Below are 25493 nucleotides of genomic sequence, written 5' to 3'. Positions count from 1 at the left end.
CCCCCCCCCCCCCCCCCCCCCCCCCCCCCCCCCCCCCCCCCCCCCCCCCCCCCCCCCCCCCCCCGCGCCCCCCCCCCACCACTCACCGTCGATTTTTCGGGTACCCCGAGTTCCCCGACAGGTGAGTGATTCCCTGGCGGGTCGAAGGATGGTCCCCGGCGCCCCGCCGGGGACCATCACCTTTCTGCTGCTGGGCTGTGCGTGCAGCGGACGACACCGTGGCTACTCTCGGCGCGTGGAGGACAGGACGCCAGCCATCGGCGACGCCGCCGATGCGATGACCGACGATGAGCTCGAGATCGCGATTGCGGCGCTGCACGCCCGTGAGCGGGAACTTCTCGTCGCCGTGGACAGCGAGGCGGCGTTCAATCTGATGGGCACGAAGTTCGTTCTGCTGTCCACGTTGGAAGGCACCGGCTGACCTACATACGCGACACGACTCGCGACGCGCCCGTGGACATCCGTCCGGAGGTGATGACGATGCCGTGGTGGGTGCCGGGGCGAAGCCAGCGGCTCAGCGTCGGTCCCTCCGCCGCGACGGTCACCCGCGCGTAACGGAACTTCCCCCGCAGCCGGGCGGTGGCGCGTTCGACGGCGCCGCCGGGGATCGGCTGGGCGAAGGTCAGTCCACCTGTGATCGGCAGTTCCGGGCCCTTCGGCGCGGCCGAGGTGGCCACGCTCCATCGGGCGCCGGTCGCGGAGAAATCGCCGAGGACGTCGCCGTCGAACTTCGCGAGCACCTTCGGCAGCTTCCAGTGTTCGCGACCACCGTGTACCGACGGCTCGGAGTCGACGGCGATGAACGGCACCGCCATCGCCGGGATCAGGTCGCGGCGCAGCACCGGGCTGGCCAGCACCTCGCGGTACGGCCCGACCGGCGAGTCGAGGTAGTCGACCATCATCGCGAGGGTGATGGGCAGGGTCGCGCCGGTCGGCCCGTACTGGGAGGCGTCCGGGGTGCTGCGATGCCACCACAGGGCGGCCCGCACGGAGGCCGGCCATGGCGGTGGCGGCGAGACCGGATAGTCGGTGCGTTCGTCCTCGCTCTCAGGCACTGTCCAGAGCACGGGCGCTCTCCTTCCGAACGGGGGTGATGGGCAGTCGCAGCGCCGCCGGGGCCTCGACGGGCACGACCGGACGCACGGGCTGCACGGGCTGCACGGGTTCGTAGGCCGACCCGAGCGGAGGCCGGTTGTCCTTCTCCCCCTTGTTCGGCCACAGCGCCAGCGCACGTTCGGCCTGCGCGGTGATCGTGAGGGACGGGTTCACGCCGAGGTTGGCGCTCACCGCGGAGCCGTCGACGACGTGCAGACCCTTGTGCCCATAGACACGCAGGTACGGGTCGACGGTGCCGGTACGCGGCGAATCGCCGATCGCGCACCCGCCGAGGAAGTGCGCGGTCATCGGGATGTCGAACAGGTCGGCGATCGAACCACCGGCGTCGCCGTCGATCTTGTCGGCGACGCGGCGGACCGCTTCGTGGCCCACCGGAATCCACTCGGGCGGCGGAGTGCCCGGCCCCTGCTTGCTGGTCAGGCCCCGGCCGATCGGCGTGCGCCGGGTCGCGAGCTCGAGAGAGTTGTCGTCGGTCTGCATCACGAGAGCGATGACCGTGCGCTCGGACCAGTTCCGGACCGACAGCGAGCGGAGGAAGGCGGCGGGATTCTTCGCGGCGACACCGAAGAACTTCAGCAGTCGCGGCATCCGCGTGCCACCGTCGACGAGCAGCGCCTGGAGCAGGCCGATCAGGTTGCTGCCCTTGCCGTACCGCACCGGTTCGATGTGGGTGTGGTCGTCCGGGTGGAAGGACGACGTGATGGCCACGCCCTTCGTGTAGTCGACGACGCGATCCTGCGCGGTCGCGGCGAGCACCGCCTCGGAGTTGGTGCGCACCACGGTGCCGAGGGCCGGAGACAGGTTCGGCAGGTCGCCGGTCTCGCGGCTCGCGAGCAGCAGGCGCGCCGTACCGTAGGTACCGGCCGCGATCACCACCTGGTCGGCGGTGAAGACCTTGCGGCGCTTCCTGATGCCGTTCGTGCTGCGGGTGTGGACCTCATACCCACCACCGGTACGGGGCACCACACGGGTCACCGTCGTGAGGGCGTGGATGTGCGCGCCGGCCTTCTCCGCGAGGTAGAGGTAGTTCTTGACGAGCGTGTTCTTCGCTCCCACACGGCAACCCGTCATGCAGCTGCCGCACTCCGTGCAGCCGGTGCGGTCGGGGCCGGCTCCACCGAAGAACGGGTCGGGCACCGTCCTGCCGGGCTCGTCGAAGAACACACCGACCGGGCTGGTCGTGTAGGTGTGGCCGACACCCATCTCGTCGGCGACCTGGCGCATCACCTCGTCCGCGGGCGTGATGCTGGGATTGGGGCGGACGCCGAGCATCCGTGCCGCCTGGTCGTAGTACGGCGTCAGTTCCGCTTCCCAATCGGTGATGTGACCCCACTGCGGGTCGCGGAAGAAGGGCGTCGGCGGCTTGTACAGGGTGTTGGCGTAGTTCAGCGACCCGCCGCCCACACCGGCTCCCGCCATGACGAGCACGTTGGGCAGCAGGTGCATGCGCTGCACCCCGTAGCATCCCACCTGCGGCGCCCACAGGTACTTGCGCAGCCGCCAGCTCGTCTCGGGCAGCTCGTCGTCCTCGAAACGCCGTCCGGCCTCGAGAACTCCTATCTTGTATCCCTTCTCGGTGGCGCGCAGTGCTGCGACGCTGCCGCCGAATCCGGATCCGATGACGAGGACGTCGTAATGGGTCATGCGCCCGCTCCTGCCGTCGCTCTGCTTCATGCGCCCGCCCCTGCCGTCGCTCGGTGTTCCGTGTAGCTCTCCGGGTCGAACTGCTTGGTCCGCGCCCGGTACTGCCACGTGAAGGTCGGCCACATCACGGAATTGCGGCCCTTCTCGTCGATGTACCAGCTGCTGCAGCCACCCTGGTTCCAGACCGTGTTGTTCAGCGCCGGGTCGAGATCGGCGGTGTAGCGGCGCACCGCGTCGTCGCGCACCTCCACGGCCGAGATGCCGTGACGCTCCATCGTGCGCAGCGCGTCGGAGATGTAGTTGGCCTGGGATTCGAGCATGTACACGATCGAGCTGTGGCCGAGATTGGTGTTGGGGCCGTACATGAGGAACAGATTGGGGAAGCCGGGCACGGTGATGCCGAGATAGGCCGAGGGGCTGCCGTCCCAGGTCTCGGCGAGGGTGCGGCCGTCGCCACCGCGGATATGGTGCGCGACCGGCGGTTCCGTCGGCGTGAAACCGGTACCGAAGATGATGGTGTCGACCGGGTACTCGGTGCCCTTGTCGTCGACGACACCGTTCTCGGTGACCGCTGCCAGACCGGAGGACACCACGTCCACCTTCGGGCGGGTGATGGCCGGGAACCAGTCGTTGGACAACAGGATCCGCTTGCAGGTGATCGCGAAATCGGGGGTCAGGCGCTTGCGCAGCTCAGGATCGCGCACGTTCTTGCGCAACACCTGGCGTGCCCGGACCTCGAACAGCGGCAGGAGGTACTTGCGGGCGAAGGGCTTCGTCATGCCGACGACGTAGATCTCCCTGTGCCCGTACACGAATCCGCGCATGAGCTTCTGAGCCAGGGAGAAGCGCCGGTAGAGCGTGCGGACCGACCGCGCGATGACGTGGTCGTGCTTGGGCATCACCCAGGAGGCCGTGCGCTGGAACAGCGTGAGATGTTCGACGCGGTCGACGATCGCCGGCACGAACTGGATGGCCGACGCGCCGGTACCGATGACGGCGACACGCTCACCCGTGAGGTCGTGGTCGTGATCCCACTCGGCCGAATGGAACTTTTTGCCGCGGAACAACTCCAGGCCGGAAACCTTCGGATAGGTGGGTGTGGAGAGGGCGCCGGTCGCGGCGACGAGCACGTCGGCCGTCAGGTCGCCACGGGAGGTGGAGATCCGCCACACGGCACGCTCGGCGTCCCACTGCGCCGCGCGCAGTTCGCACCCGAACATCGTCCGGTCGGTCACGCCCTGCTCACGTGCAACACGGCGGAGGTACGCGTAGATCTCCTCCTGGGTGCCGTACGCTCGCGACCAGTCGGGTTCGGGCGCGAAGGAGAACGAGTACAGCGCGCTCGGAACATCGCATGCGGCACCGGGATAGGTGTTCACGCGCCAGGTTCCGCCGACGTCGTCACCGCGCTCGAGGACGAGGACGTCGGCGTCGGGGTTCTCGCGCAACAGCGTTGCGGTCATACCGATGCCACCGAAGCCCGCGCCGACGACGAGTGTGTGCACGTGATCGGGAAGCAGTGCGAGACTCATTTCATCACCAGCGCCTTCCAGACCGGGAGCAGGCGCTCCCGGAATTCTCGATCGGATTCGGGGGTACGCATCAGGGCCGAGACGGCGAAGCCCCGGGCGATTTCGATGCTGAGGTCGATGTGGTCGGGCGAGACCCGGTCGCCCATGATCTCCAGGCAACCCGCGCGGAGCGCGTCCGACACCTTGCGTTCGAGCGGGATCATCGCCTCGTGCAGGGACGGATCGGTCCGCGCCGCGACCCACAGTTCGAGCGCTGCGGCGAAGAGCGGGCCGGAGAAGGCATCCATGAGCGTTTCGAAGCCGTGCTCCGGATCGGGTCGTGTCTCGAGGATCTCCTGCAGCCGCCTGTCGACGAGGTGCCCGACCGCCGCGACGACAAGGCTCTCCTTCGTCGGGAAGTGGTGGAGCTGGGCGCCTCGCGAGACTCCGGCACGTTTGGCGATGCCCTGCGTGCTGGTTCCCGAATAGCCATGCTCGACGAGCGAGTCGACCGCGGCGTCGAGCAGCTTGGCTCGCGTCGCGGCTGTGCGTTGCGCCTGGGTGCGACCACCGTTCGGCGCAGTGTCCTGGATCACGCATCGCAGCGTAACGGGAAAACAACAAACAGTCCAGACTGCTTGTAAATATTTCTCGGGTATACCGAATCAGGCCCGAAACGCGACGGAGCGGGTGGACCCGAAGAGGTCCACCCGCTCCGTCGAGAAGGCCGGAAGGTCGCCTAGACGAGCAGCTCAGCGATCTGGATGGTGTTGAGAGCAGCACCCTTGCGCAGATTGTCGCCCGAGACGAAGAGCGCGAGACCGCGGCCCTCAGGAGCACCCGGATCCTGACGGATGCGGCCCACGAGCGAGACGTCGTCGCCCGCTGCGGCGAGCGGGGTCGGCACGTCGACGAGACGGACGCCCGGAGCGTTCGCGAGCAGCTCCTGCGCACGCTCGACCGACAGCGGCCGCTCGAACTCGGCGTTGATCGACAGCGAGTGGCCGGTCACGACGGGAACGCGCACGCACGTGCCCGACACGAGCAGGTCCGGCAGGCCGAGGATCTTGCGCGACTCGTTGCGCAGCTTCTGGTCCTCGTCGGTCTCACCCGTTCCGTCGTCGACGATCGAGCCGGCGAGCGGCACGACGTTGAACGCGATGGGCGCGACGTACTTGTTCGGGGCCGGGAAGTCGACGGCGTCGCCCGCGTGGACGAGCTTGTCGGCCTCGTCGGCGACGGCACGCACCTGGCCGACGAGTTCCTCGACGCCCGCCAGTCCGCTACCGGAGACCGCCTGGTAGCTCGACACGATCAGGCGCTGGAGTCCGGCCTCGTCGTGCAGTGCCTTGAGCACCGGCATCGCGGCCATCGTGGTGCAGTTCGGGTTGGCGATGATGCCCTTCGGTGGGTTCTTCACCTGCTCCGGGTTGACCTCGCTGACGACGAGCGGAACCTCGGGGTCCTTGCGCCATGCCGACGAGTTGTCGACGACGATCGCACCGGCGGCCGCGAAGCGCGGAGCCTGTTCCTTGGAGAGGGTGCCACCGGCCGAGAACAGCGCGATGTCGATGCCCTTCAGATCCTCGTCGGAGGTCGCCGCGACGTCCTCGACCACGATCTCCTCACCGCGGAACGGTAGCTTCTTGCCGGCCGAGCGGGCCGACGCGAAGAACCGAACCGTGTCGGCCGGGAAGTTGCGCTCCTCGAGCAGGGTGCGCATGACGATACCGACCTGCCCCGTGGCGCCTACGACCGCAATGGTCTTGCCCGTCGCTTCGCTCGCCTGATTGGTGGTCACGATTACCGCCCCGTTCCTGCGTGCACGACGGCCTCTTCGTCGCCGCCGAGCTCGAATGCCGCGTGCAGAGCGCGCACGGCGTCGTCGAGTTCGTTGTCATCCACGAGCACGGAGATGCGGATCTCCGACGTCGAGATCAGGTCGATGTTGATGCCGGCGTCGGCGAGGGCCTCGCAGAACTTGGCCGTGACGCCGGGGTGGCTCTTCATGCCGGCACCGACGAGGGAGACCTTGCCGATGTGGTCGTCGAAGAGGACCTGAGTGAAGCCGATGTCGCCCTGCTGCTTGGTGAGGAGTTCGACCGCGCGCGGGCCGTCGCTCTTCGGGCAGGTGAAGGTGATGTCGGTCTTGCCGGTCTCGACCTTCGAGATGTTCTGCAGCACCATGTCGATGTTGATCTCGGCGTCGGCGACGGCGCGGAACACCTTGGCGGCGTAACCGGGGGTGTCGGGGATACCGACGACGGTGATCTTCGCTTCGCTGCGATCGTGCGCAACGCCGGTGATCAGGGCCTCTTCCACAGGGATGTCCTCCATCGATCCGGACACGATGGTGCCGGGCTTGGTGGTGTACGACGAACGAACGTGCACGGGCACGTTGTAGCGGCGGGCGTACTCCACGCACCGCAGCATGAGAACCTTCGCGCCGCACGCGGCGAGCTCGAGCATCTCCTCGAAGGAGACCTTCTCGAGGCGCTGCGCGTCCTTGACGATGCGCGGGTCCGCGGAGAACACGCCGTCGACGTCGGTGTAGATCTCGCAGACGTCCGCGTCGAGCGCGGCGGCGAGTGCGACGGCGGTCGTGTCCGAACCGCCACGACCGAGAGTCGTGATGTCCTTGCTGTCCTGGCTCACACCCTGGAAGCCGGCGACCAGCACGATGCTGCCCTCGTCGAGGGCGGTGCGCACGCGGCCGGGGGTGACGTCGATGATCTTCGCCTTGCCGTGGCTGCCCGTGGTGATCACGCCGGCCTGGGAACCGGTGAACGACCGGGCCTCGGCGCCGAGCGAGTGGATCGCCATCGCGACGAGGGAGTTGGAGATGCGCTCACCGGAGGTGAGGAGCATGTCCATCTCGCGGGCCGGCGGGGCCGGGCACACCTGCTGTGCGAGATCGAGGAGTTCGTCGGTCGTGTCTCCCATGGCCGAGACGACGACCACGACGTCGTTGCCCGCCTTCTTGGTCTCGACGATCCTTTCAGCGACGCGCCGGATCCGCTCGGCCGTCGCGACCGAGGATCCTCCGTACTTCTGGACGACGAGTGCCACGCTGGCCAACCTCCGGGTCTCGGGAACAAGTCCAGTGGCCCAGCTTACCGACCGCGGCTTCCATCGACCCGGGGCGTCTCAGGAAAGTGTCGTGCGCAACAGCATGACGTTGTAGTCGCCCCACCGCGAGGCGGTGAAGTAGAGGTCCGTATCCGTGGACCACGGGTGGATGAACGGAGCGTAGAGACCACCGATCTCACGGTGGGTGACCAGCACGCGAGCCTCGCTCCACGGCCCCTCGGGTCTCGCGGACGTCCTCATCTCGATCGTGCCGTTCGCCTCGTTGCCGTAGAGCATGACGAACTCGTCGCCCAGGAACTGCACCGACATCTCCCCGACTGCGGGCGGCACGACCGGGGTGGCCGCGGCGGCGTCGCCGGACACCCAGTCGTCGCCGCTCCAGTACTCGTAGGCGGCCAGGTCCAGCAGAGCGGTCTCGGGGACGCGCGAGACGAAGGCCGCGCCGAACCGGCCCTGCGGTGTGCCGAAGTCGTAGACGTATCCCTCGTGGCGGACGTAGGCGTGCTGCTGGAAGTTCTCGTTCCCGGTGGACAGCTGCTGCACCGTGGGTACGTCGAGGGGCAGGTTGATCCGCGCCGTCGCCGGGTCGAGCTGCCAGGTCTCCCCGTTGTCGGTCGAGGTCGCGATCATCGACGCGTTGGTCCACCACTCGCCGTGGTCGCCCCACGACCGCACCGACATGAAGTTGACGTACTGGATGCCGTCGACGGCGATGCCGGCCGTGGGGATCACGGTGATCTCGACGCCGTCGAGTGCGAGGCTGCCCACGAGTTCGCGGGAGATGTCGGGCGCGGAGGGCAGGACGGGCGAACCCGCACGCGGGTCGCCGGGCACCGGATCGGGCACGTCGATGCCGTCGGAGAGGTCGGCGTCGGTGGTGCGCATGAGGACGTTGTGGCGCCACTGCTGGTCGGGCAGCGAGCAGTCGCCGAAGGTGTCGCCGAAGGCCATGAGGACCTGACGGTCCTCGCCCTGCGCACCGTTGTCCCACATGATGCCGAGGTCGGTTCCCGAGATGGAGAACCTGTCGTAGGTCCTGTTGGGGCTGCGCGGGCCGGTCACCCAGGCGACGGTGCTGGTGGGGCCCGGGCCGAGTGCCGGTAGCGGTCCCTGCGGGCCTTCGGGTGCGAGTCCTCCACTCCCCGATCCGCTGCTTCCGAGCCGCGGTCCTGATGATCCCGTGCCGAAGGATCCGGAGCCCGAACCCGAGCCGGGGAGTCCCGAGTCGCAGGGTTCGCCGTGCGCGGCGGGGGCGGAGACCGCCATGAGTCCGAGTGCGAGCAGTGCACTGCACGATCCGGCAATCGCCGTGCGCAACGATCCCATCGATACGCCCTTCACCCATCGTGTTACCGGAGATACCGGTGTTACTGATGTTGCGGGAGTTACGTTCGGTAACGCTAGGGGCGCAAGTACCGCTCTGTCAGGCGCGTTCGTATCGATCGGGTCACGACATCACCGCTGCCCGGTCACACGGAACGCATGCGTGTGGGAGGTGCCACTTGGTCGAGGTGGGGTATGGCGCGATACACTGCAGGGCATGCAGCGCGTGCTTCTCCTCGGCCGCCGCGGCGGGATCTGACCAGACCGGCTTCCCGTCGCGGGGTTTCGACGCGCCGGTCGATATTCGATCTGGGCCCACAGGTCCCCTTTTCTCTTTGGAGTTACGTCATGTCACCCGCCGACGCTTTCACCTCCGGCTCGCGCACCATCACCCCGCCGAGCAAGCCGGCCCCGGCCGACCAGCCGTCGTGGAACAAGCAGAAGAACTCGTCGATGCCGACCTACCGGTACCGGCCGTTCGCCGAGGAAGTCGAGTCGATCTCGCTGCCCGACCGCACCTGGCCCGACAAGATCATCGATCGCGCCCCGGCGTGGTGCGCCGTGGACCTGCGCGACGGCAACCAGGCGCTGATCGACCCGATGAGCCCCGCCCGTAAGCGGCGCATGTTCGATCTGCTCGTACGCATGGGTTACAAGGAGATCGAGGTCGGTTTCCCGTCCGCGAGCCAGACCGATTTCGATTTCGTCCGCGAGATCATCGAGGACGGCGCGATTCCCGACGATGTCACCATCCAGGTGCTGACGCAGTCCCGCCCCGAACTGATCAAGCGCACCTTCGAGGCGTGCGCCGGGGCGCAGAACGTGATCGTGCACTTCTACAACTCGACGTCGATCCTGCAGCGTCGCGTGGTGTTCCGCGCCGACAAGGAGACCGTCGAGAAGATCGCGACCGACGCCGCCGAGCTGGTGCTCGAAGAGGCGAAGAACCACCCCGACACCAACTGGCGCTGGGAGTACTCCCCCGAGTCGTACACCGGAACCGAGCTGTCGTACGCCAAGGATGTCTGCGACGCGGTCGTCGAGACCTTGGGCGCGACCCCCGAGAACCCGGTGATCATCAACCTGCCGGCCACGGTCGAGATGGCCACCCCCAACGTCTACGCCGACTCGATCGAGTGGATGCACCGCAATCTGGCGAAGCGCGACTCGATCATCCTGTCGCTGCACCCGCACAACGACCGCGGCACGGGCGTCGCCGCTGCCGAGCTGGGCTACCAGGCCGGTGCCGACCGCATCGAGGGCTGCCTGTTCGGCAACGGTGAGCGCACCGGCAACGTCTGCCTGGTGACCCTGGGCATGAATATGTTCAGCCGTGGCGTCGACCCGCAGATCGACTTCTCGAACATCGACGAGATCCGCCGCACGGTCGAGTACTGCAACCAGCTGCCCGTCCACGAGCGCCATCCTTACGGTGGCGACCTGGTCTACACCGCCTTCTCCGGCAGCCACCAGGACGCGATCAACAAGGGCATCGACGCGATGAAGGTCGACGCGGAGGCCGCCGGTGTCGACGTCGACGACCACACCTGGGCCGTGCCCTACCTGCCGATCGACCCGAAGGACGTCGGCCGCACCTACGAGGCCGTGATCCGCGTGAACTCGCAGTCCGGCAAGGGCGGCATCGCGTACATCATGAAGCACGACCACGGCCTGAACCTGCCGCGTCGCCTGCAGATCGAGTTCTCGCAGGCCGTGCAGAAGGTCACCGACGGTGAGGGTGGCGAGGTCAGCCCCAAGGAGATGTGGGACATCTTCCACGAGGAGTACCTGGCCCCGGTCTCGCCGCTCGAGCGTATCCGGCAGAAGGTCACCGCGGCCGAGACCGACGACGGTGAGGACAGCATCGCCGCCGTGCTGAAGGTCGACGGCGTGGAGAAGGAGATCTCCGGCAGCGGCAACGGCCCGCTGGCGGCCTTCGTCGACGCCCTCGAGTCGCTGGGTTACCAGGTGGCCGTTCGCGGTTACGCCGAGCACGCCATGTCCGCCGGCGACGACGCCAACGCCGCGGCCTACGTCGAGGCCGACGTCACGCGTCCAGACGGCACGACCGTCCTGGTGTGGGGCGTGGGCATCGCCCCGTCGATCACCACGGCGTCGCTGCGCGCGATGGTCTCCGCGGTGAACCGCTCGCACCGCTGATCCGTCTCCGAACCGGATGCGGTGGGCCCATCAGGGTCCACCGCATTCGTCGTTTTCGGGGATTTTCACCCCGACAATTCATCTCGCAAATACCGTTTCGGGCAATTACCGCACTCTCCGGAAAGATACAGTTCCGAATGTTCGACGAGAACGAACCCGTTCACGGGTGATATCCGTCGGCTTCCGCAATTCTCGTCCCGCAGAGTCGTTCTGCTCGAACCCGGAGTGTGCGTATGGAGTTCATGGACATCATCTGGTACATCGTCGTCTGCTTCGCATTCATTGCGTACCTCATCATGCTGTGGATGATCATCGGGGATCTGTTCCGCAACCGCGAACAGTCCGGCTGGGTCAAGGCGATCTGGATCGTCTTCCTGTTCGTCTTCCCGTGGCTCACGGGCCTGATCTATCTGATCGTCCACGGCACCGGAATGGCCGAGCGGTCCGCGAAGGAGGCCGCGCAGTACAAGGCCGTGCAGGACGACTACATCCGCTCGGTCGCCGGCAAGTCGCCCGCCGAGCACATCGCCGACGCGAAGAAGCTGCTCGACGAGGGTGTCATCGACCAGGCCGAGTTCGACGCACTGAAGGCCAAGGCACTCGCCTGATCCCGCGCGATGACCCGTTCGTTCACATCGACAGCTTCCGTGCCGCCGCGGTCCGGAAGCTGTCGAGCACGGCACCCACGGCGGGCCGGCGCGCCGCTCCCGGGCGGGTGACGAGCTCGTAGATCCGCGCCGCACGCACACCGGCCAGCGGCAGACGCACCAATGCCGGATGCAGAACCGAGTACCGCGGCAGCAGGGCCACCCCGTGCCCCGCCGCGACGAGTTCCTCGATGACACGGAAGTCGTTGATGCGGTGCACAACCCGCGCTCGGATGCCCGTCACCGCCGCGACGGAGAGCAACACGTCGTCGACGGGGAATCCACCCCGCACGCTGATCCAGCCCTCCCCCACCAGTTCGTCGACCTGCACGCGGTCCTGCGCCGCGAGCCGGTGCCCGGGAGGGAGGACGACATCGATCGGTTCGCGCATGAGCGTCTCGACGTGGACACGTGGGCCGGACAGCGGAGCCGAACGCTCGTCGCGGTGGGTGAGCACCACGTCGTAGTCGGCGAGCAGGGCGGGTGCGGCCGAGGCCGGGACGTCCTCGTCGCTCACGTCCAACTCGACGCCGATCGCCCCGGCCGCCTCGAGCACGGCCGGCAGCAGGAGCGCCGCTCCGGAGGGGAACGACGCCACGCGCACCCGTCCGCGGGGCGACCGCGCATAGGCGGTCATCTCGTCGGCGGCCCGGTCGAGGGCGCCGAGCACCTCGTCGGCGCGCACCACGAGCGCACGACCCGCATCGGTGAACCGCAGGCGTCGGCCGTCGGGTTCGAGCAGGGGCACTCCCGCCTCCCGGGCGAGCACCTTGAGCTGCTGTGAGACGGCCGACGGTGTCATCGACAACGCTGCGGCGGTCGCGGCCACGGTTCCGCGGTCGGCGAGTTCGCGCAGTATCCGCAATCGCACGACATCCATGTAGTAAAACTACACACTTTCTTCAGGAACATTCGCTTGTCCTGATTGTTTCCTGCGCAAAGAATTGACGGCATGTCGTTCCGGGACCGTGTGCTCGCGTTCACCGTCGTGGTGCTCTGGGGATGCAACTTCCTCGCGATCAGACTGGGCCTCGACCACTTCCCGCCGTTCTTCTTCGCCGGACTGCGCTTCGCGATCATCGCCGTCCCGGTCCTGCTGTTCGTCCCGCGACCCGCCGTTCCCCTGCGCTGGCTCCTGCTCTACGGCGCCGGGTTCGGCTTCGCCCAGTTCGCCTTCCTGTTCTGGGCGATGGAGGCCGGTCTACCCACGGGCCTCGCGTCGCTCGTACTGCAGTCGTCCGCGCCCTTCACGGTCCTGCTCGCCGTATTGTTCCTGCGCGAACGGCTCGACGGCGTCCGCCTCGCCGGTCTCGTCGTCGCCGTGTCCGGCATGGTGATCGTCGCCGTAGGGCAGGGCGCCGCGGACGCGAGCCTGCTCCCCATGACCCTCGCCGTGCTCGCCGGTCTGTCGTGGGCGGTCGGCAACATCGCGACCCGCAAGGCGGGCGCTGCCGACCCCATGCGCCTGATGCTGTGGATGTGCGTCGTGCCCGTGCTCCCCTTCTTCGGAATCTCCTGGTTCGTCGAGGGCCCGCAGGCCTGGTCCACCCTCGATACCGTCGTCACCACCCTGGACGGGGGCCTGGCGCTGGCCGGACTCATCTACGTCGTCCTGGCGGGCACGATCGCCGGCACCGGCATCTACGCCTCGCTGCTGTCGCGCTATCCCGCCGGGGCCGTCGCGCCGCTCTCCCTCATGGTGCCGGTCGTCGGGTTCACCGTCGCGTGGATCACGCTCGGCGAGCGACCGGCACCGTCCTCCCTGATCGGCGGTGTGATCGTCATCGTCGGAGCCCTCGCCGCCCAGGGCGGACACCGCAGTGTGACGAGCAGGACGCTCCTCCGGCGACACAACGCTCCCGCGCCTGTGGAACACTCGCCGACGTGGGAACCAGCACAGGAATCACCGCACGTGGACGGCTCGCATTGCGCGCAGCCCGAGCCGCCGCGTGGGCGTCCCAGAAGGCCGGACGCGGTAAGGGCTCGATGATCGGAGGGCTCGTCGCCCTGAAGATCGACCCGGCACTGATGAAGCAGCTCGGCCACGGCCGGCAGACCGTGCTCGTCACCGGGACGAACGGCAAGTCCACAACGACCCGTATGACGGCCGCCGCGCTCGAGACGATCGATTCGGTCGTCACCCAGGCGGACGGCGCGAACATGGACGCCGGGATCGTCGCCGCGCTCGCCACCGATCTCCGGGCGCCGCTCGCCGCGATCGAGGTCGACGAACTCCACACCCCGCACGTCGCCGACGCCCTCGAGCCCCGCGCGATCGTGCTGCTCAACCTCACCCGCGACCAGCTCGACCGGGTCGGCGAGATCAACATGATCGAGCGGAAGCTGCGTGAGGGCCTGAAGCGGCATCCCGACGCCGTGATCGTCGCGAACTGCGACGACGTGCTCGTCACGTCCGCCGCCTACGACAACCCGAACGTCGTGTGGGTCGCCGCCGGCGCCGGCTGGGCCAACGACTCGGTGAGCTGCCCGCGCACGGGCGAGCCGATCGCTCGCGAAGGCGACCACTGGTACAGCACCGGCTCCGACTTCGCCCGGCCGACACCGGACTGGTGGGTCGACGACGAGAACCTGTACGGACCGGACGGCCTCGTCCTCCCGCTGAAGCTGACCCTCCCCGGTCGCGCCAACCGGGGCAACGCCGCCCAGGCGGTCGCGGCCGCCGTCGCCCTCGGTGCCGATCCGGCGAAGGCCGTCGCTGCCGCCTCGGTCGTCGAAGAGGTCGCCGGTCGCTACAAGACGGTGCAGGTCGGACCGCATTCGGTGCACATGCTGCTCGCTAAGAACCCCGCCGGCTGGCAGGAGGCCCTGTCGATGATCGACCCGACCGTCGACGGCCTGGTGATCGCCGTCAACGGTCAGGTGCCCGACGGTGAGGACCTGTCGTGGCTGTGGGACGTCCGCTTCGAACACTTCGAAGGCGTGCAGGTGGTGGCAGCCGGAGAACGCGGCACCGATCTCGCCGTCCGCCTGACCTACGCGGGTGTCGAGCACACGCTGGTGCCGGATCCGCTGAAGGCCATCGCCTCGTGCCCTCCCGGCCGCGTGGAGGTGCTCGCCAACTACACCGCGTTCCGCGATCTCAACACCGCCATCGCCAGGAGAGCTGCCCATGTCTGAGTCGACCGTCTGCATCGGACTCGTCCTGCCCGACGTGATGGGCACCTACGGCGACGGAGGCAACGCCCTGGTGCTGCGCCAGCGCCTGCGGATGCGCGGTCACGACGCCGAGATCGTCGAGATCGGACTGAACGATCCCGTCCCCGAGTCCCTCGATCTCTACACCCTCGGTGGTGCCGAGGACGCCGCGCAGCGACTGGCCACGCGGCACCTGCAGCGCTATCCGGGTCTGCAGCGCGCCGCCGAGCGCGGAGCGCCCGTGCTGGCCATCTGTGCCGCGATCCAGGTGCTCGGCCACTGGTACGAGACGTCCTCGGGCGAACGCGTCGACGGTGTCGGCATCCTCGACGCGACCACCTCACCGCAGCAGACCCGCGCGATCGGCGAGATCGTCATCCGCCCCACCCTCTCCGGCCTCACCCAGCCGCTGACGGGATTCGAGAACCACCGCGGTGGAACGACTCTCGGGTCCGATGCCACCGGACTCGGCCGCGTCGACCGCGGTGTCGGCAACGGCGTGGGCGACGGACTCGAAGGTGCCGTGCAGGGTTCGGTGATCGGCACCTATCTGCACGGTCCCGTGCTCGCCCGCAATCCCGAGCTCGCCGATCATCTCCTGATGCGCGCTCTGGGAGTCGACTCGCTGCCGCCGCTGGATCTGCCCGAGGTCGATCTGCTGCGGCAGGAACGGTTGCGCGCCTGAGTGATCAACCGTGCGCGGCGATGTGTTCGAGGACCAGCCGCGCGAGCTTCTCCGGCTCCTCGTCGGGAATCCAGTGGCTCGTACCGACGAGCGTTTCCCGTCGGTACGGCCCACTGACGTAGTGGGCCGTCGCGTCGACCCCGGCGGATCCGATCGCCCGCTGGTGAAGAACGAGCGCATGAACGCCGTCGGATGCGGAACGGACACCGCCGTCACGGTGCGGACGAGATCGGGACGATGCGCCGCGAGCACCCACGCGACGGCGGCTCCCCAGTCGTGGCCGACAACGTGCGCGCGACCACCGGGTACCGACTCGATGAGCGCCGCGACGTCGCCGACGAGCAGGTCGAGGCCGTAGTCACGGCGGCGGGGTGGTGGGGCGCCGGGCGAGTAGCCGCGCTGATCCGGGGCGAAGGTGCGAACCCCGCGGCGTGCAAGTGGGGCGCGACCGCCTCCCAGACGCCCTGTGCAACCCCTGCTGCAGTCGCGGCGATCGGCCCCGAAACCTCCCCTGAACAGGGGTTCGGCCCGGTGATTCGCTTTACGCGTTCTCCGGGCCGGATCTCTGCTTCACGAGCTTCTCTCTGTCGTCCGCGGACGTCTCATAAGCTCGATTCGCACCTTCGATGTTAGCTACATCACAGTGCGAACGCAAGCCCTTTTCACGACGCCGGCCGGACCGGGGCGAGGGGGAATCCCAGAGTCGCCCAGTCGTGCAGTCCCCCGCGGTAATAGGCGAGCGCGGACGAGGGATATCCGGCATCGATCAGCTTCCGGATCGCATCGGGCGACTGAGGGCACTGGGGACCGTTGCAGAAGACGATCGTCGTCCGGGCGGGGTCGAGCTCACCCCTCCTCTCGACGATATCCTCGTGCGGGATGTTCACGGCACCGGGGAGGCTCACTCCGCTCCGGGAATCGGGCACCCGCGTGTCCACCAGCGCAGCGCCCCGGTCGAGCAGTTCGATCACCTCGAGTTCACCGACGGTCGCCACGCCCGCCGCCACCTGCATCGGCTGCACCTCGCCCCAGGTCGTCTCCACCACCGTGCGGTCGGCTTCACCCTCCAGCGGGCGGGGAACGTTCTGGGGATCGCCGTCGCGCGTACGATCGGCACGCCTGATCTGCTGCTCGTTCGTCACGAGCCGGACTCTACGGGAGAGCAGTCGCGCTTCGCGAGATTGCCGGAATCCCACTCCCGCTGGGCGAGCATCGCCGTACCCATCCATCGTCGCAGGTAGCGGCGCAGATCGTCGTCGGAGCGTGGCGGGGTTCCCGGCGAGACGAAGAACGACTGCATCGTGCGCAGCACGTACTCGACCAACTCCGCGAGGGAGTCGTCGTCGTAGCCGTGTTCCTCCCAGTCGACGTCGAACCGCTTGATCATCGCCATGCCGAACATCCACGCCTCCTCCGAGGCGATCGCTTCGGGATGCGGGTTCGAATAGGTGCTCGACAGCAGGATGCCGAGATGCGGGGTGCGACGCACCTCCGCGAGCGTGTAGACCACACCTTCGGTCATGGCCTCGACCGGATCGTCGAGTCCCGCGACCTGCCGGGTGAGTCGTTCCAGGAATCCTTCGACCGAGGCGATGGCGGCCGCACGCATGAGGGCGTCCGCGCTGGGGAAGTAGCGGTAGACCGTCTGGCGGATCACCCCGAGGGACTGGGCCACATCGGCGATGTTGATCTCCGCGCCGGTCCGGTCGATCAGGTCGACGGCAGCGGCAACGATCCGCTGCGACGCCTCTTCGTCGTCGGCGGGAGGACTCCCACCCCACCCACGTCTACGTGCCACTTCGCGCTTCCTCGAGCCGTCGCCTGGAGAAGGCCCGACGGTAACACAGCCGACCTCGGTGGATGTGGTGCGAAACGGGCTCCCGCGGGCGAATGGGACACCTATCATACACATGACGCATTTCGTGTATGGTCACGCCGATCGGGGCCTCCCGGCTCGTTAGAGGTCCTCCCGACCGTGTCCCGAAACAGGTCCCCAGCCAGCCCGGCGTCGACGAGACGAGGTACCGCCCCATGACGAACCTGCAGGTCCGCAAGATGCGTTTCGCATTCGCGGATTACGACGTGCCGTTCCTGTGGAACGAGGAGAACCCGGCCTTCTCGAGCATGGCCAACGCCGTCTCGTTCCTCGCGATCGGCTTCGAGAAGATGATCGTCAACATGATCCGCGAGATCACCCCGCGCATCACCGATCCCGAGGTCCTCGAAGAGGCCAACGCCTTCATGTACCAGGAGGGGCAGCACTCCACCGCCCACCGGCAGCACGTGAAGGGACTGATCAAGAGCTATCCGGAGTTGCAGGAGACGCTCGACGACGTCATCGGCGCCTTCGACAAGCTCACCGCCGAGACTTCCCCCGAATACCGCCTCGCGTACACCGCCGATCTCGAGGCGACCTTCACTCCCGTCTTCAAGCTCATGCTCGACAACGACGCGGCGCTCTTCCGCCCCGGCGACGACCGGGTCGCCTCGTTGTTCATCTGGCATTTCGTCGAGGAGGTCGAACACCGCAGTTCGGCGCTCATCATCTTCGACGCGGTGGTCGGCAGCGATCTGTACCGCATGCGGCAGGCCCCCTCGGTGTTCAAGCACGTGCTCGACGTCATCGCCATCGCGTGCGAGGGCTTCAACAAGCATGTGCCGCTGGAGGAACGGAAGATCGACACGATGTCGATGTTCGCGTCGCACCGCCGTAAGCAGAACCTGCGGCGCCGGTTGCCGTTCCTCCAGTACCAGGATCACGGCCCGATGCCGCGCGCCTTCGACGTCCTGCCGCTCGGCGAACAGCTCGTCGCGCTGGTGGGCATCATCCGCAGCCAGATGCCCAAGCACAATCCCGACCACGAGAAGCTGCCGGCCCTCGCCGACGTGTGGTTCCGTCGATTCGACGAAGGCTACGACGTCTCGCACTGGTACACGGCGGAAACCGTGGGCGGGAGGAACAACTGATGTCGGACCTGTGCTCGCCCACCTTCGAGGACCTCTCGACCCGCCTCGGATTCTCGTGCGACGAAGCCGGGGGGATCTTCGAACTGCGCAGTCCGTTCGAGCTGGAGAACTGGACGCTGCCCGTCCTCGAGCTGACCATCGTGCTCGGGGCGGTGCTGATGCTCGTGTACGCGATCGTCCGGTTGCGGCGCACCGGTGACGCCACGAACCTCGTCGTCTGGCTCGGCACCCTCGCGTTCCTGCTCATCATCGAACCGCTGCTGTACTTCCCCGACGCCTTCGGCGTGGAGGACTACCTCGACACGATGTTCGCGCACAACGTGTTCACCGTCGAGTTCCTGTGGGGACGCCTGCCGCTGTACATCATCGCGATCTACCCGATGATGGCGACGATCGCGTTCGACATCGTTCGGATGCTCGGGGTGTTCCGGCAGTACGGCACCGTCGTCGGCGCCGTCTGCGTGGGCTTCGTCCACCACGCCTTCTACGAGATCTTCGATCACCTCGGACCGCAGCTGCGGTGGTGGGAGTGGTCGCTCGACAACCCGATCAACCAGCCCTTCTTCGACTCCGTTCCGCTCCCGAGCGTCGTGGTCTTCGCTGCCCTGTGGCCGATGTCGCTCGCATTCTGCGCGCAGTTCTTCGTCGGCCGCCACATCGACGCCGGGCGCACCTTCAGCGGGCTCGAACTGACCTGGCGCACGATCACCGTCGGACTACTCGCGTCCGTGGGTGTGGTGATCCTGCCGGCACCGGCGACCGTGATCGGCATGGGCAGCACGACTGTGCGGGCCACGATCTACGCCGCCGAACTCGTGATCCTGTCGATCGTGGCGATCTACGTGCTCTCACGCCAGTGGTCCCGGCTGCGGAGCACACCCACGGATCGGCCCTATTCGAACGACCTCGTCCGCTGGTACGCCGTCGCCTATCTCGTCGTGATGGCCGTGCTGTGGATCGGTGCTCTGCCCGACTGGTTCTCCGCCGTCGACGGGGTCACCGAGGCAGGCGACCCGATCGGCAGCCTGTGGTACACCGTCGCATGCTTCGCGGTCGCAATCGCCTGTGTCGCTGCGACCTTCACCGTCCCGCGCAGGGCCGATACGAGCCCGGACGACACCGCGTCGAAGACGCTCACCGAGGCCTGACGAATTCGGTGGTGCCCGACGTTCCGCTACGACGGAAGCCGGCCCGCGCTACCGCGCGTCGGCTCCGTCGAGCAACCACCGGTCGTCGACCCTCTTCAACGTGATGACGAAGCGGGTCGCGTCGGTGCGTCCCTCCGGCACGACGACGAACGAGGACACGGACCGCAGTGGTCCGGTCCCCGTTCGTTCGTACGAGGAGTGAGCCGGGGATCAACCCTGGGCGACGGCGGGGAGACCGCCGCGGAGTTCACCCTTGACGACCTTGCCGCTCGCGTTGCGCGGCAGGGCGTCGACGATCACGACCTCCTTGGGGTGCTTGTACCGTGCGAGGTGCTCGTCCAGGTACGGCTGGAGCTCGTCGAGGGTGAGGTCGTCGTTGCCGGGCTTCAGCGCGACGACGGCGACGGGCACCTCGCCCCACTTCGCGTCGGGGCGACCGATGACCGCGGCCTCGAGCACCTTGGGGTGCCCGAACAGGACGTTCTCCACCTCGGCGCAGTAGATGTTCTCGCCACCCGAGATGATCATGTCCTTCTTGCGGTCGACGACGTAGACGAAGCCCTCCTCGTCGACGCGCACGAGGTCGCCGGAATGGAACCATCCGCCGTAGAATGCCTCGCTGGTAGCGGTGGGGTTGTTCCAGTACTCGCGCATCATGGTGGGACCGCGGTAGACGATCTCGCCGACCTCACCGGGAGCGACGTCGTTCATCTCGTCGTCGACCACACGCGCCTGGATTGTGGGGATGACCCGGCCCACGGAGCCGAGTTTGCGGATGGCGTCGTCGCCGTCGAGCACGCAGGTGATGGGCGACATCTCGGTCTGGCCGAAGACCGCCACGTTGAAGGCATCGGGGAAGGTCTCCGCCATGGCCCGCAGGATCGTGTCGGAGCTCGGCGCCGCACCCCAGGAGATGTTGCGCAGCTTCAACTTCCGCGGCTCGGCCTGCTGCGCGGCGCACATCGCCTGCCACTGCACCGGCACGAGAAACAGGCTGGTGACGTTCTCGGCCTCGAGCACGTCGAGCAGTTCCTCCGGGTCGAAGGCGCCGACCGGGTGGATGACGGTGGGCGTGCCGAGCATCAGGCTCGGCGCGATCGAGCCGAGGGCCGCGATGTGGAACATCGGCGACGCGCAGAAACCGATGCCCGATTCGTCGAACAGGCGGAAGGCCCGGATGCAGGTGAGCGACTGCGCTTCGAGATTGGAGTGGGTGAGCACGGCGCCCTTCGGCCGGCCCGTCGTGCCCGAGGTGTACATGATGAGCGCGGGCGTGTCGTTCGGGATCTCCACCGGCGGGTGGGGTTCGCCCTCTTCGGCGACGAGTGCCTCGTAGGAGAGCGAGTCTCCTTCCGGCTCGGCTCCGACCGTGATGGACAGTTCGATGCCCTCCGCCTGGCCACGCGCGGCAGCGGCGAGCGGGACGAGCGGCCCCTCCGCAACGATCGCCTTAGCGCCGGAATCGGCCACGAGGAAGGCGACCTCGGGTGCGGTGAGGCGGAAGTTCACCGGCACGGCGATGGCACCGAGGGCGTTGGCCGCGAGCACGATCTCGACGTACTCCGGACGGTTGAGCATGAGGATGATGACGCGGTCGCCGAAGCCGATGCCGCGACGCGAGAGTGCATCGGCGAGCTTCTCGACACGCGTGTTCAGCTGCGACCAGGTGATGGTCTCGCCGCGGAATCGGAAGGCCGTGCGATGGGGAATCATCAGGGCGTGGCGCGCCACCTGATTGTTCCAGTTGTTGCTACGGAAGCGGGTGGCGTCGGAGCCGACCGCTTCGGAAACGACAGAGGGGGGAACCATCGATGATCCTCTCGTGACGTGGCGGGAGTGCGGGCACGGCCTGTTCCGAGCCGTCGATGTGTGAGGCACATTACAGACCCGGAACGGTTTGGGCCAGAGCTTTTGTTAATGTAGATTCCACGAATGCGGACCGCCTCGCTCCAGGCGTCGTCGCCGAGCGAGAACGGGTGAAAGAGGCAGAAAACACTGTTCGAGCGTTGGTTTCACCGGACGGGAGCGGGTGTTCGACGAGCACGTCGGTTCCTGCTCCCGTCCGGAAAGTTCCTTGTCGATCCTCCTAGAACCATGCCGGAAAGGATCGTCCCGTCAGGCGAAGCGAGCGGGACGCTTGTCCAGCATCGCCATGGCACCCTCCGCGAAGTCGGCTGAGCCGAGGAGCTCGACCTGACCGTCCTTCTCCCACGCGAGCGCCGCGTCGAGCTCGCCGAGCGTCGAGGCGTTGAGGGCCCGCTTCGTCAGTTCCAGGGCACGTCGCGGACCGGATGCGGTCCGCGAGGCGACGGCGTCGACGTGCGCGGCGAGTTCGGCGTCGGGCAGGGTGCGGGCGACCAACCCGAACCGGTCGGCGTCCTGCGCGGACACCCGCTCGCCGAGCAGTGCCATCTCGGCGGCCCGGGCCCGCCCGATCGCGGCCGGAACCAGCAGGCTCGCGCCGCCGTCGGGCATCAGTCCGATGTTGACGAAGGCGAGCAGGAAGTACGCGCTCTCGGCCGCGTAGGTGAGATCGGCCGCGAGGGCGATCGAGACACCGACGCCCGCCGCGGGACCGTTGACCGCCGCGACGACGGGCACCGGGACGGATGCGATCGTCCGGACCAGTTCGTTGGCGGTGTCCATGACGACACCGGGGTCCTGCGGATCCGCCGCTCCCGCAGCCAGGTCCGCGCCCGTGCAGAACGCCGATCCCTCACCGGTGACGACGATCGTACGGACGCGTTCGTCGTCGCCGGCCGCCTTCACCGCGTCGCTCAGCGTCTTCATCGTGGTCAGGTCGATCGCGTTCATCCGGCGCGGACGCGTGATGGTCAGTCGCAGGATGCCGTCGGCGAGTTCGGACCGCAGGCTCTCGGTGGTGGTCGAGGTCATGCGCGCACCGCCCGATCTGCACCGGCGATGTCGTTCAGGCGACCCGTGATGATGGCCTCCGCCTCGGCGACCATGCGGTCGACCAGTTCTCCGACGGTGGGGATGTCGTGGATGAGCCCCTGGCTCTGCCCGGCCGTCCAGATGCCGGCGTCGAGTTCGCCGTCCTCGAAGACCTTGCGGCCTCGGGCGCCGGCGACCAGGTGGGCGATGTCGCCGAATTCGGCTCCGCGCGATTCGATCTCGACAACCTCTTCGCTCACCGCGTTGGTGGCGACACGAGCGGTGTTGCGCAGCGTGCGGAAGATGAGCTTCGTGTCGAGTTCGGTGTTGCGGACGATCTGCTCCTTGACCTCGTGGGCCACGGGCGATTCGACCGTGCACATGAAGCGGGTGCCCATGTTGACACCGTCGGCGCCGAGCGCGAGTGCCGCCACGAGCCCGCGGGAATCGGCGATGCCGCCCGACGCGATCACGGGAATGCTGAGCTTGCTCGTCGCGGCGGGGATGAGGATCAGGCCCGGAACGTCGTCCTCGCCCGGGTGCCCGGCGCACTCGAAGCCGTCGATGCTCACGGCGTCCACGCCGATGCGCTCGGCCTTGACCGCGTGCCGCACGCTCGTGCACTTGTGGATCACCTTGATGCCGGCGTCCTTGAAGTGCGGCAGGTGGTCGGCCGGGTTGAAGCCGGCGGTCTCGACGATCTTCACGCCCGAGTCGATGATCGCCTGGCGGTACTCGGCGTACGGCGGCGGATCGATCGACGGCAGGATCGTGAGGTTGATGCCGAACGGCTTGTCGGTGAGTTCGCGTGTCCGTTCGATCTCGCGGACGAGATCCTCCGGGGTGGGCTGGGTCAGTGCAGTGATGAAGCCGAGCGCTCCCGCCTCCGCCACGGCGGCCACGAGTTCGGCGCGGCCGACCCACATCATGCCTCCCTGGACGATGGGATGCTCCACCCCGAAAATCTCGGTGAATCGGGTTCTCACGAGTCCTCCTCGGTCCTTCGAAAAGTGCCGCTGTCGTGACGGTTCCGTATGCGCCCAGCGGTGACGCAGCTGAAGAATTGGTGCTAACTTTGCGGTCTGGGTGCTGGCTTGTCAATACGTTCTGCCCTGCAGTTTTGGCCATTCTTACCCAAAAGTAGTGTTTCTCCGCAGGGGGTTCGACTGTTACCTTTGAGGCCGACGAACATTCACCGCGACATCGCGGCCGGCAACAGGATCCACGACGAGGAGGCAGGGTGCCCGAACAAGCGCAGGCCGGGGCACGCACAGCCGCCAAGACCGGCACCCCGACCCCCACCGTGCGGCGCCGGCCGAAGAACCGCAAAGCACAGATCGCCACGGTCGCGGCCGAGGCGTTCAGCGAACGCGGCTACCACGGCGTGAGCATCGACGAGATCGCCACTGCCGTCGGCATCTCCGGCCCCGCCCTGTACCGGCACTTCCCGAACAAGTACGCCCTGTTCCACCACGCCGTGGTCACCCTCGCCGACGCCCTCGGTGCCGCCCTCGCGGAGTTCGACGAGCAGAGCGGAGCGAACGCCACCGGACTCGCCGCCGCCGAGGAGCTCGAACGCAAACTCCTCGCGCTCATCCGCACCACGATCGAGAACCGCCGGACGGGCGGGTTGTACCGCTGGGAACGCCGCTACCTCACGGGTGAGGACCACAGCGAGATCCGCTCGAAGACGCGGGCACTCAACCGCCATCTCGCCCGCACGGCCGCGCGGCTGCGGCCCGATCTCACCGACGACGACTACGTGCTGCTCAGCAGCGCGATGCTCAGCGTCATCGGCTCCATCACCACTCACCGCGTTCCGCTGTCCAACCGGCGCCTGCAGCAGCTGCTGCTCGACGCGTGCACAGCGGTCGCGGCAACCGACCTGGTGCCCGACATCGACGAACCCGCACCGACTCCCGAGCCGGGCGGGTTGTCCGTGGCGAACAAGCGCGAGGTCCTCCTGCACGAGGCCGTGCTGCTCTTCGACGCCCGGGGCTATCACGAGGTGAGCATCGAGGAGATCGGTGCTGCGGCAGGTATCAACGCGTCCGGCGTCTACCGTCACTTCGCGAGCAAGGCCGATCTGCTCGCCGCCGCCTTCCACCGGGCCGGTGATCGCGTCGCGATGATCATCGGCGAAACGCTCACCGACTCGACGACCTCCGCGCAGGCCCTCGACGTCCTCACCGAGGCGTACGTCCGGATGTCGTTCGAGAACAGCGAACTGATGTCGGTGTACTTCGCCGAGATCGGCAACCTGCCCGCGCACCATCGCAGCGACCTGCGGAACATCCAGCGGCTCAACATCGAGGAATGGGCCCGTCTGGTCGGGGAGCTCCGCCCCGAGCTGCCCGCCGTCGAATGCCGTTTCCTCGTGCACGCCGCGCTCAACCTCGTGCTCGACACCGGCAACCTCGTGCACTTCCTGCCCACCCCCTCCCGGCAGCGCAGGGTGCAGCAACTGATGCTCTCGGTACTGCTCGGCGACACCGGTTCGCCGGAGGCGGTGGGATGACCCGCACCAGGGCCGCAGCGGTACTCCGCGAGTACGGTGCACCGCTGAGGCTCGAGACCGTGACCGTGCCCGAACTGCGCGACGACGAAGTGCTCGTACAGATCCACGGGGTCGGGATCTGCCACACCGACCTCACCGCCGCCACGGGAGGCGTTCCCGTCCCGAGGCCCGTCGTACCGGGACACGAGGGTGCCGGAGTCGTCACGGAACAGGGTTCGACGATCGTCGTCTTCGATCTCGGCGCCGTCGGCACGGCCGCGATGATGACAGAACGGATTTCCTTGTGCGAGAACATCATCGTCGTCGCCCCCGATCCACGACGGCACGGGCTCGCGCGATCGCTCGGGGCCACCGAGGTCCTCTCCCCCGACGATCACGACGACCTCGGACGCCATCTGCGTCGCCTCACCGGCGGTGGTGCCGGCGATGCGGTGGAGTCCGTGGGCGCCCAATCCGTGATCCGGCAGGCACTGTCGTCGCTGACCAGCCCCGGTGTCTCCTTCCCGAGCTGGCCGCGCCGTGGCGCGACGGGCACTTTCCACTCGACGAACTCGTGCAGACCTTCGATTTCACGAAACTCGACGACGCTCTCGCCGCTGTCGCCTCCGGCGAGATCATCAGAGCCGTACTCAC

The 25493-nt window shown here is 67.7% G+C and carries 23 protein-coding genes and 2 pseudogenes; 10 read left to right on the top strand and 15 right to left on the bottom strand.

The window, feature by feature from the left end:
• The first annotated feature begins 235 nt into the window (after window positions 1-235).
• Window positions 236-421 carry a hypothetical protein gene (locus tag A5767_RS00315; RefSeq protein WP_019290238.1) on the top strand — a complete coding sequence of 62 codons (186 nt, stop codon included), beginning with the start codon at window positions 236-238 and terminating at the stop codon, window positions 419-421.
• 1 nt (window position 422) lies between these two features.
• Here A5767_RS00315 and A5767_RS00310 read toward each other — a convergent pair whose 3' ends face one another.
• The 7 genes from A5767_RS00310 to A5767_RS00280 form a co-directional block, all read right to left on the bottom strand.
• Entirely contained in the window at window positions 423-1055 is a 633-nt protein-coding gene (locus tag A5767_RS00310; protein ID WP_019290239.1) for a hypothetical protein, read from the bottom strand.
• Window positions 1048-2760, bottom strand: coding sequence for an FAD-dependent oxidoreductase (locus A5767_RS00305; protein WP_064851348.1), 1713 nt, complete (start codon window positions 2758-2760; stop codon window positions 1048-1050). Before A5767_RS00305 ends, A5767_RS00310 begins: the two co-directional genes overlap by 8 nt.
• 26 nt (window positions 2761-2786) lie before the next feature.
• Complete coding sequence (locus A5767_RS00300) at window positions 2787-4292, bottom strand: flavin-containing monooxygenase (protein WP_033097913.1); 1506 nt, start codon at window positions 4290-4292, stop codon at window positions 2787-2789.
• Entirely contained in the window at window positions 4289-4867 is a 579-nt protein-coding gene (locus A5767_RS00295; protein WP_039586649.1) for a TetR/AcrR family transcriptional regulator, read from the bottom strand. The genes A5767_RS00300 and A5767_RS00295 overlap by 4 nt, the downstream gene beginning before the upstream one ends.
• Before the next feature lie 143 nt (window positions 4868-5010).
• Complete coding sequence (locus A5767_RS00290; protein WP_071936173.1) at window positions 5011-6072, bottom strand: aspartate-semialdehyde dehydrogenase; 1062 nt, start codon at window positions 6070-6072, stop codon at window positions 5011-5013.
• Window positions 6073-6074: 2 nt separating this feature from the next.
• Window positions 6075-7340, bottom strand: coding sequence for an aspartate kinase (locus tag A5767_RS00285; protein WP_019290241.1), 1266 nt, complete (start codon window positions 7338-7340; stop codon window positions 6075-6077).
• A 78-nt stretch (window positions 7341-7418) separates the two neighbouring features.
• Window positions 7419-8687 (bottom strand): DUF4185 domain-containing protein, encoded by a 1269-nt coding sequence (locus A5767_RS00280; RefSeq protein WP_019290242.1) that lies wholly within the window; start codon window positions 8685-8687, stop codon window positions 7419-7421.
• 345 nt (window positions 8688-9032) lie between these two features.
• Between A5767_RS00280 and leuA the strand changes: the two genes are divergently transcribed.
• Together leuA and A5767_RS00270 are read left to right on the top strand one after the other, a co-directional pair.
• Window positions 9033-10844, top strand: coding sequence for a 2-isopropylmalate synthase (gene leuA / locus A5767_RS00275; RefSeq protein WP_064851345.1), 1812 nt, complete (start codon window positions 9033-9035; stop codon window positions 10842-10844).
• A 233-nt stretch (window positions 10845-11077) separates the two neighbouring features.
• Entirely contained in the window at window positions 11078-11452 is a 375-nt protein-coding gene (locus tag A5767_RS00270; RefSeq protein ID WP_060653874.1) for an SHOCT domain-containing protein, read from the top strand.
• Window positions 11453-11474: 22 nt separating this feature from the next.
• Here A5767_RS00270 and A5767_RS00265 read toward each other — a convergent pair whose 3' ends face one another.
• A complete protein-coding gene (locus A5767_RS00265; protein ID WP_064851344.1) occupies window positions 11475-12371 on the bottom strand; it encodes a LysR family transcriptional regulator in 897 nt (298 codons plus the stop codon).
• A 72-nt stretch (window positions 12372-12443) separates the two neighbouring features.
• Here A5767_RS00265 and A5767_RS00260 point away from each other — a divergent pair, with 72 nt between their 5' ends.
• The 3 genes from A5767_RS00260 to A5767_RS23505 are packed head-to-tail and all read left to right on the top strand — an operon-like array spanning window position 12444 to window position 15332.
• Window positions 12444-13481, top strand: a complete 1038-nt coding sequence (locus A5767_RS00260) for an EamA family transporter (RefSeq protein WP_064851343.1) — start codon at window positions 12444-12446, stop codon at window positions 13479-13481.
• Window positions 13376-14629, top strand: a complete 1254-nt coding sequence (locus A5767_RS00255; protein ID WP_024102795.1) for a Mur ligase family protein — start codon at window positions 13376-13378, stop codon at window positions 14627-14629. Before A5767_RS00260 ends, A5767_RS00255 begins: the two co-directional genes overlap by 106 nt.
• Entirely contained in the window at window positions 14622-15332 is a 711-nt protein-coding gene (locus A5767_RS23505; RefSeq protein WP_064851342.1) for a type 1 glutamine amidotransferase, read from the top strand. The genes A5767_RS00255 and A5767_RS23505 overlap by 8 nt, the downstream gene beginning before the upstream one ends.
• Window positions 15333-15336: 4 nt before the next feature.
• Here A5767_RS23505 and A5767_RS23960 read toward each other — a convergent pair whose 3' ends face one another.
• The 4 genes and pseudogenes from A5767_RS23960 to A5767_RS00235 all read right to left on the bottom strand — a co-directional run bounded on the left by A5767_RS23960 (window position 15337) and on the right by A5767_RS00235 (window position 17130).
• The gene (locus tag A5767_RS23960; RefSeq protein WP_033097918.1) at window positions 15337-15588 is read right to left on the bottom strand and encodes a hypothetical protein; all 252 of its coding nucleotides are present in this window, start codon (window positions 15586-15588) and stop codon (window positions 15337-15339) included.
• A pseudogene (locus A5767_RS23955) lies at window positions 15480-15791 on the bottom strand (alpha/beta fold hydrolase); the annotation flags it as partial. The pseudogene A5767_RS23955 and the gene A5767_RS23960, both read right to left, overlap by 109 nt.
• 203 nt (window positions 15792-15994) lie before the next feature.
• The gene (locus A5767_RS00240; RefSeq protein ID WP_006552455.1) at window positions 15995-16474 is read right to left on the bottom strand and encodes a rhodanese-like domain-containing protein; all 480 of its coding nucleotides are present in this window, start codon (window positions 16472-16474) and stop codon (window positions 15995-15997) included.
• The gene (locus tag A5767_RS00235) at window positions 16471-17130 is read right to left on the bottom strand and encodes a TetR/AcrR family transcriptional regulator (protein WP_033097919.1); all 660 of its coding nucleotides are present in this window, start codon (window positions 17128-17130) and stop codon (window positions 16471-16473) included. Before A5767_RS00235 ends, A5767_RS00240 begins: the two co-directional genes overlap by 4 nt.
• A 233-nt stretch (window positions 17131-17363) precedes the next feature.
• Here A5767_RS00235 and A5767_RS00230 point away from each other — a divergent pair, with 233 nt between their 5' ends.
• Together A5767_RS00230 and A5767_RS00225 are read left to right on the top strand one after the other, a co-directional pair.
• A complete protein-coding gene (locus tag A5767_RS00230; RefSeq protein WP_064061147.1) occupies window positions 17364-18299 on the top strand; it encodes a metal-dependent hydrolase in 936 nt (311 codons plus the stop codon).
• Window positions 18299-19447, top strand: coding sequence for a hypothetical protein (locus A5767_RS00225; RefSeq protein ID WP_064851341.1), 1149 nt, complete (start codon window positions 18299-18301; stop codon window positions 19445-19447). Before A5767_RS00230 ends, A5767_RS00225 begins: the two co-directional genes overlap by 1 nt.
• 210 nt (window positions 19448-19657) lie before the next feature.
• Here A5767_RS00225 and fadD5 read toward each other — a convergent pair whose 3' ends face one another.
• The 3 genes from fadD5 to A5767_RS00210 form a co-directional block, all read right to left on the bottom strand.
• Window positions 19658-21256, bottom strand: a complete 1599-nt coding sequence (fadD5, locus tag A5767_RS00220) for a fatty-acid--CoA ligase FadD5 (protein ID WP_064851340.1) — start codon at window positions 21254-21256, stop codon at window positions 19658-19660.
• Between the two features lie 306 nt (window positions 21257-21562).
• A complete protein-coding gene (locus tag A5767_RS00215; protein ID WP_064851339.1) occupies window positions 21563-22342 on the bottom strand; it encodes an enoyl-CoA hydratase in 780 nt (259 codons plus the stop codon).
• A complete protein-coding gene (locus A5767_RS00210) occupies window positions 22339-23328 on the bottom strand; it encodes an NAD(P)H-dependent flavin oxidoreductase (protein ID WP_019290253.1) in 990 nt (329 codons plus the stop codon). The genes A5767_RS00215 and A5767_RS00210 overlap by 4 nt, the downstream gene beginning before the upstream one ends.
• 254 nt (window positions 23329-23582) lie before the next feature.
• On the opposite strand from A5767_RS00210, the gene A5767_RS00205 reads away from it, so the two are divergent.
• Together A5767_RS00205 and A5767_RS22285 are read left to right on the top strand one after the other, a co-directional pair.
• Window positions 23583-24860 (top strand): TetR/AcrR family transcriptional regulator, encoded by a 1278-nt coding sequence (locus tag A5767_RS00205; protein WP_064061158.1) that lies wholly within the window; start codon window positions 23583-23585, stop codon window positions 24858-24860.
• A pseudogene (locus A5767_RS22285) lies at window positions 24857-25294 on the top strand (alcohol dehydrogenase catalytic domain-containing protein); the annotation flags it as partial. The gene A5767_RS00205 and the pseudogene A5767_RS22285, both read left to right, overlap by 4 nt.
• Window positions 25295-25493: the final 199 nt, after the last annotated feature.

Origin of the sequence: Rhodococcus sp. 852002-51564_SCH6189132-a (assembly GCF_001665495.1) — a bacterium.
In the GTDB taxonomy this organism is placed as follows: domain Bacteria; phylum Actinomycetota; class Actinomycetes; order Mycobacteriales; family Mycobacteriaceae; genus Rhodococcus; species Rhodococcus pyridinivorans.
Note: the sequence above shows the minus strand (reverse complement) of the source record. Positions and strands in the feature narration are given on the sequence as shown.

Bases quoted from the DNA above. Each gene is read 5' to 3' on its own strand.
- A5767_RS23505 (WP_064851342.1), top strand. From the start codon at position 14,622: ATGTCTGAGTCGACCGTCTGCATCGGACTCGTCCTGCCCGACGTGATG.
- fadD5 (WP_064851340.1), bottom strand. From the start codon at position 21,256: ATGGTTCCCCCCTCTGTCGTTTCCGAAGCGGTCGGCTCCGACGCCACC.
- A5767_RS00280 (WP_019290242.1), bottom strand. From the start codon at position 8,687: ATGGGATCGTTGCGCACGGCGATTGCCGGATCGTGCAGTGCACTGCTC.
- A5767_RS00305 (WP_064851348.1), bottom strand. From the start codon at position 2,760: ATGACCCATTACGACGTCCTCGTCATCGGATCCGGATTCGGCGGCAGC.
- leuA (WP_064851345.1), top strand. From the start codon at position 9,033: ATGTCACCCGCCGACGCTTTCACCTCCGGCTCGCGCACCATCACCCCG.
- A5767_RS00225 (WP_064851341.1), top strand. From the start codon at position 18,299: ATGTCGGACCTGTGCTCGCCCACCTTCGAGGACCTCTCGACCCGCCTC.
- A5767_RS00260 (WP_064851343.1), top strand. From the start codon at position 12,444: ATGTCGTTCCGGGACCGTGTGCTCGCGTTCACCGTCGTGGTGCTCTGG.
- A5767_RS00270 (WP_060653874.1), top strand. From the start codon at position 11,078: ATGGAGTTCATGGACATCATCTGGTACATCGTCGTCTGCTTCGCATTC.
- A5767_RS00215 (WP_064851339.1), bottom strand. From the start codon at position 22,342: ATGACCTCGACCACCACCGAGAGCCTGCGGTCCGAACTCGCCGACGGC.
- A5767_RS00230 (WP_064061147.1), top strand. From the start codon at position 17,364: ATGACGAACCTGCAGGTCCGCAAGATGCGTTTCGCATTCGCGGATTAC.
- A5767_RS00300 (WP_033097913.1), bottom strand. From the start codon at position 4,292: ATGAGTCTCGCACTGCTTCCCGATCACGTGCACACACTCGTCGTCGGC.
- A5767_RS00265 (WP_064851344.1), bottom strand. From the start codon at position 12,371: ATGGATGTCGTGCGATTGCGGATACTGCGCGAACTCGCCGACCGCGGA.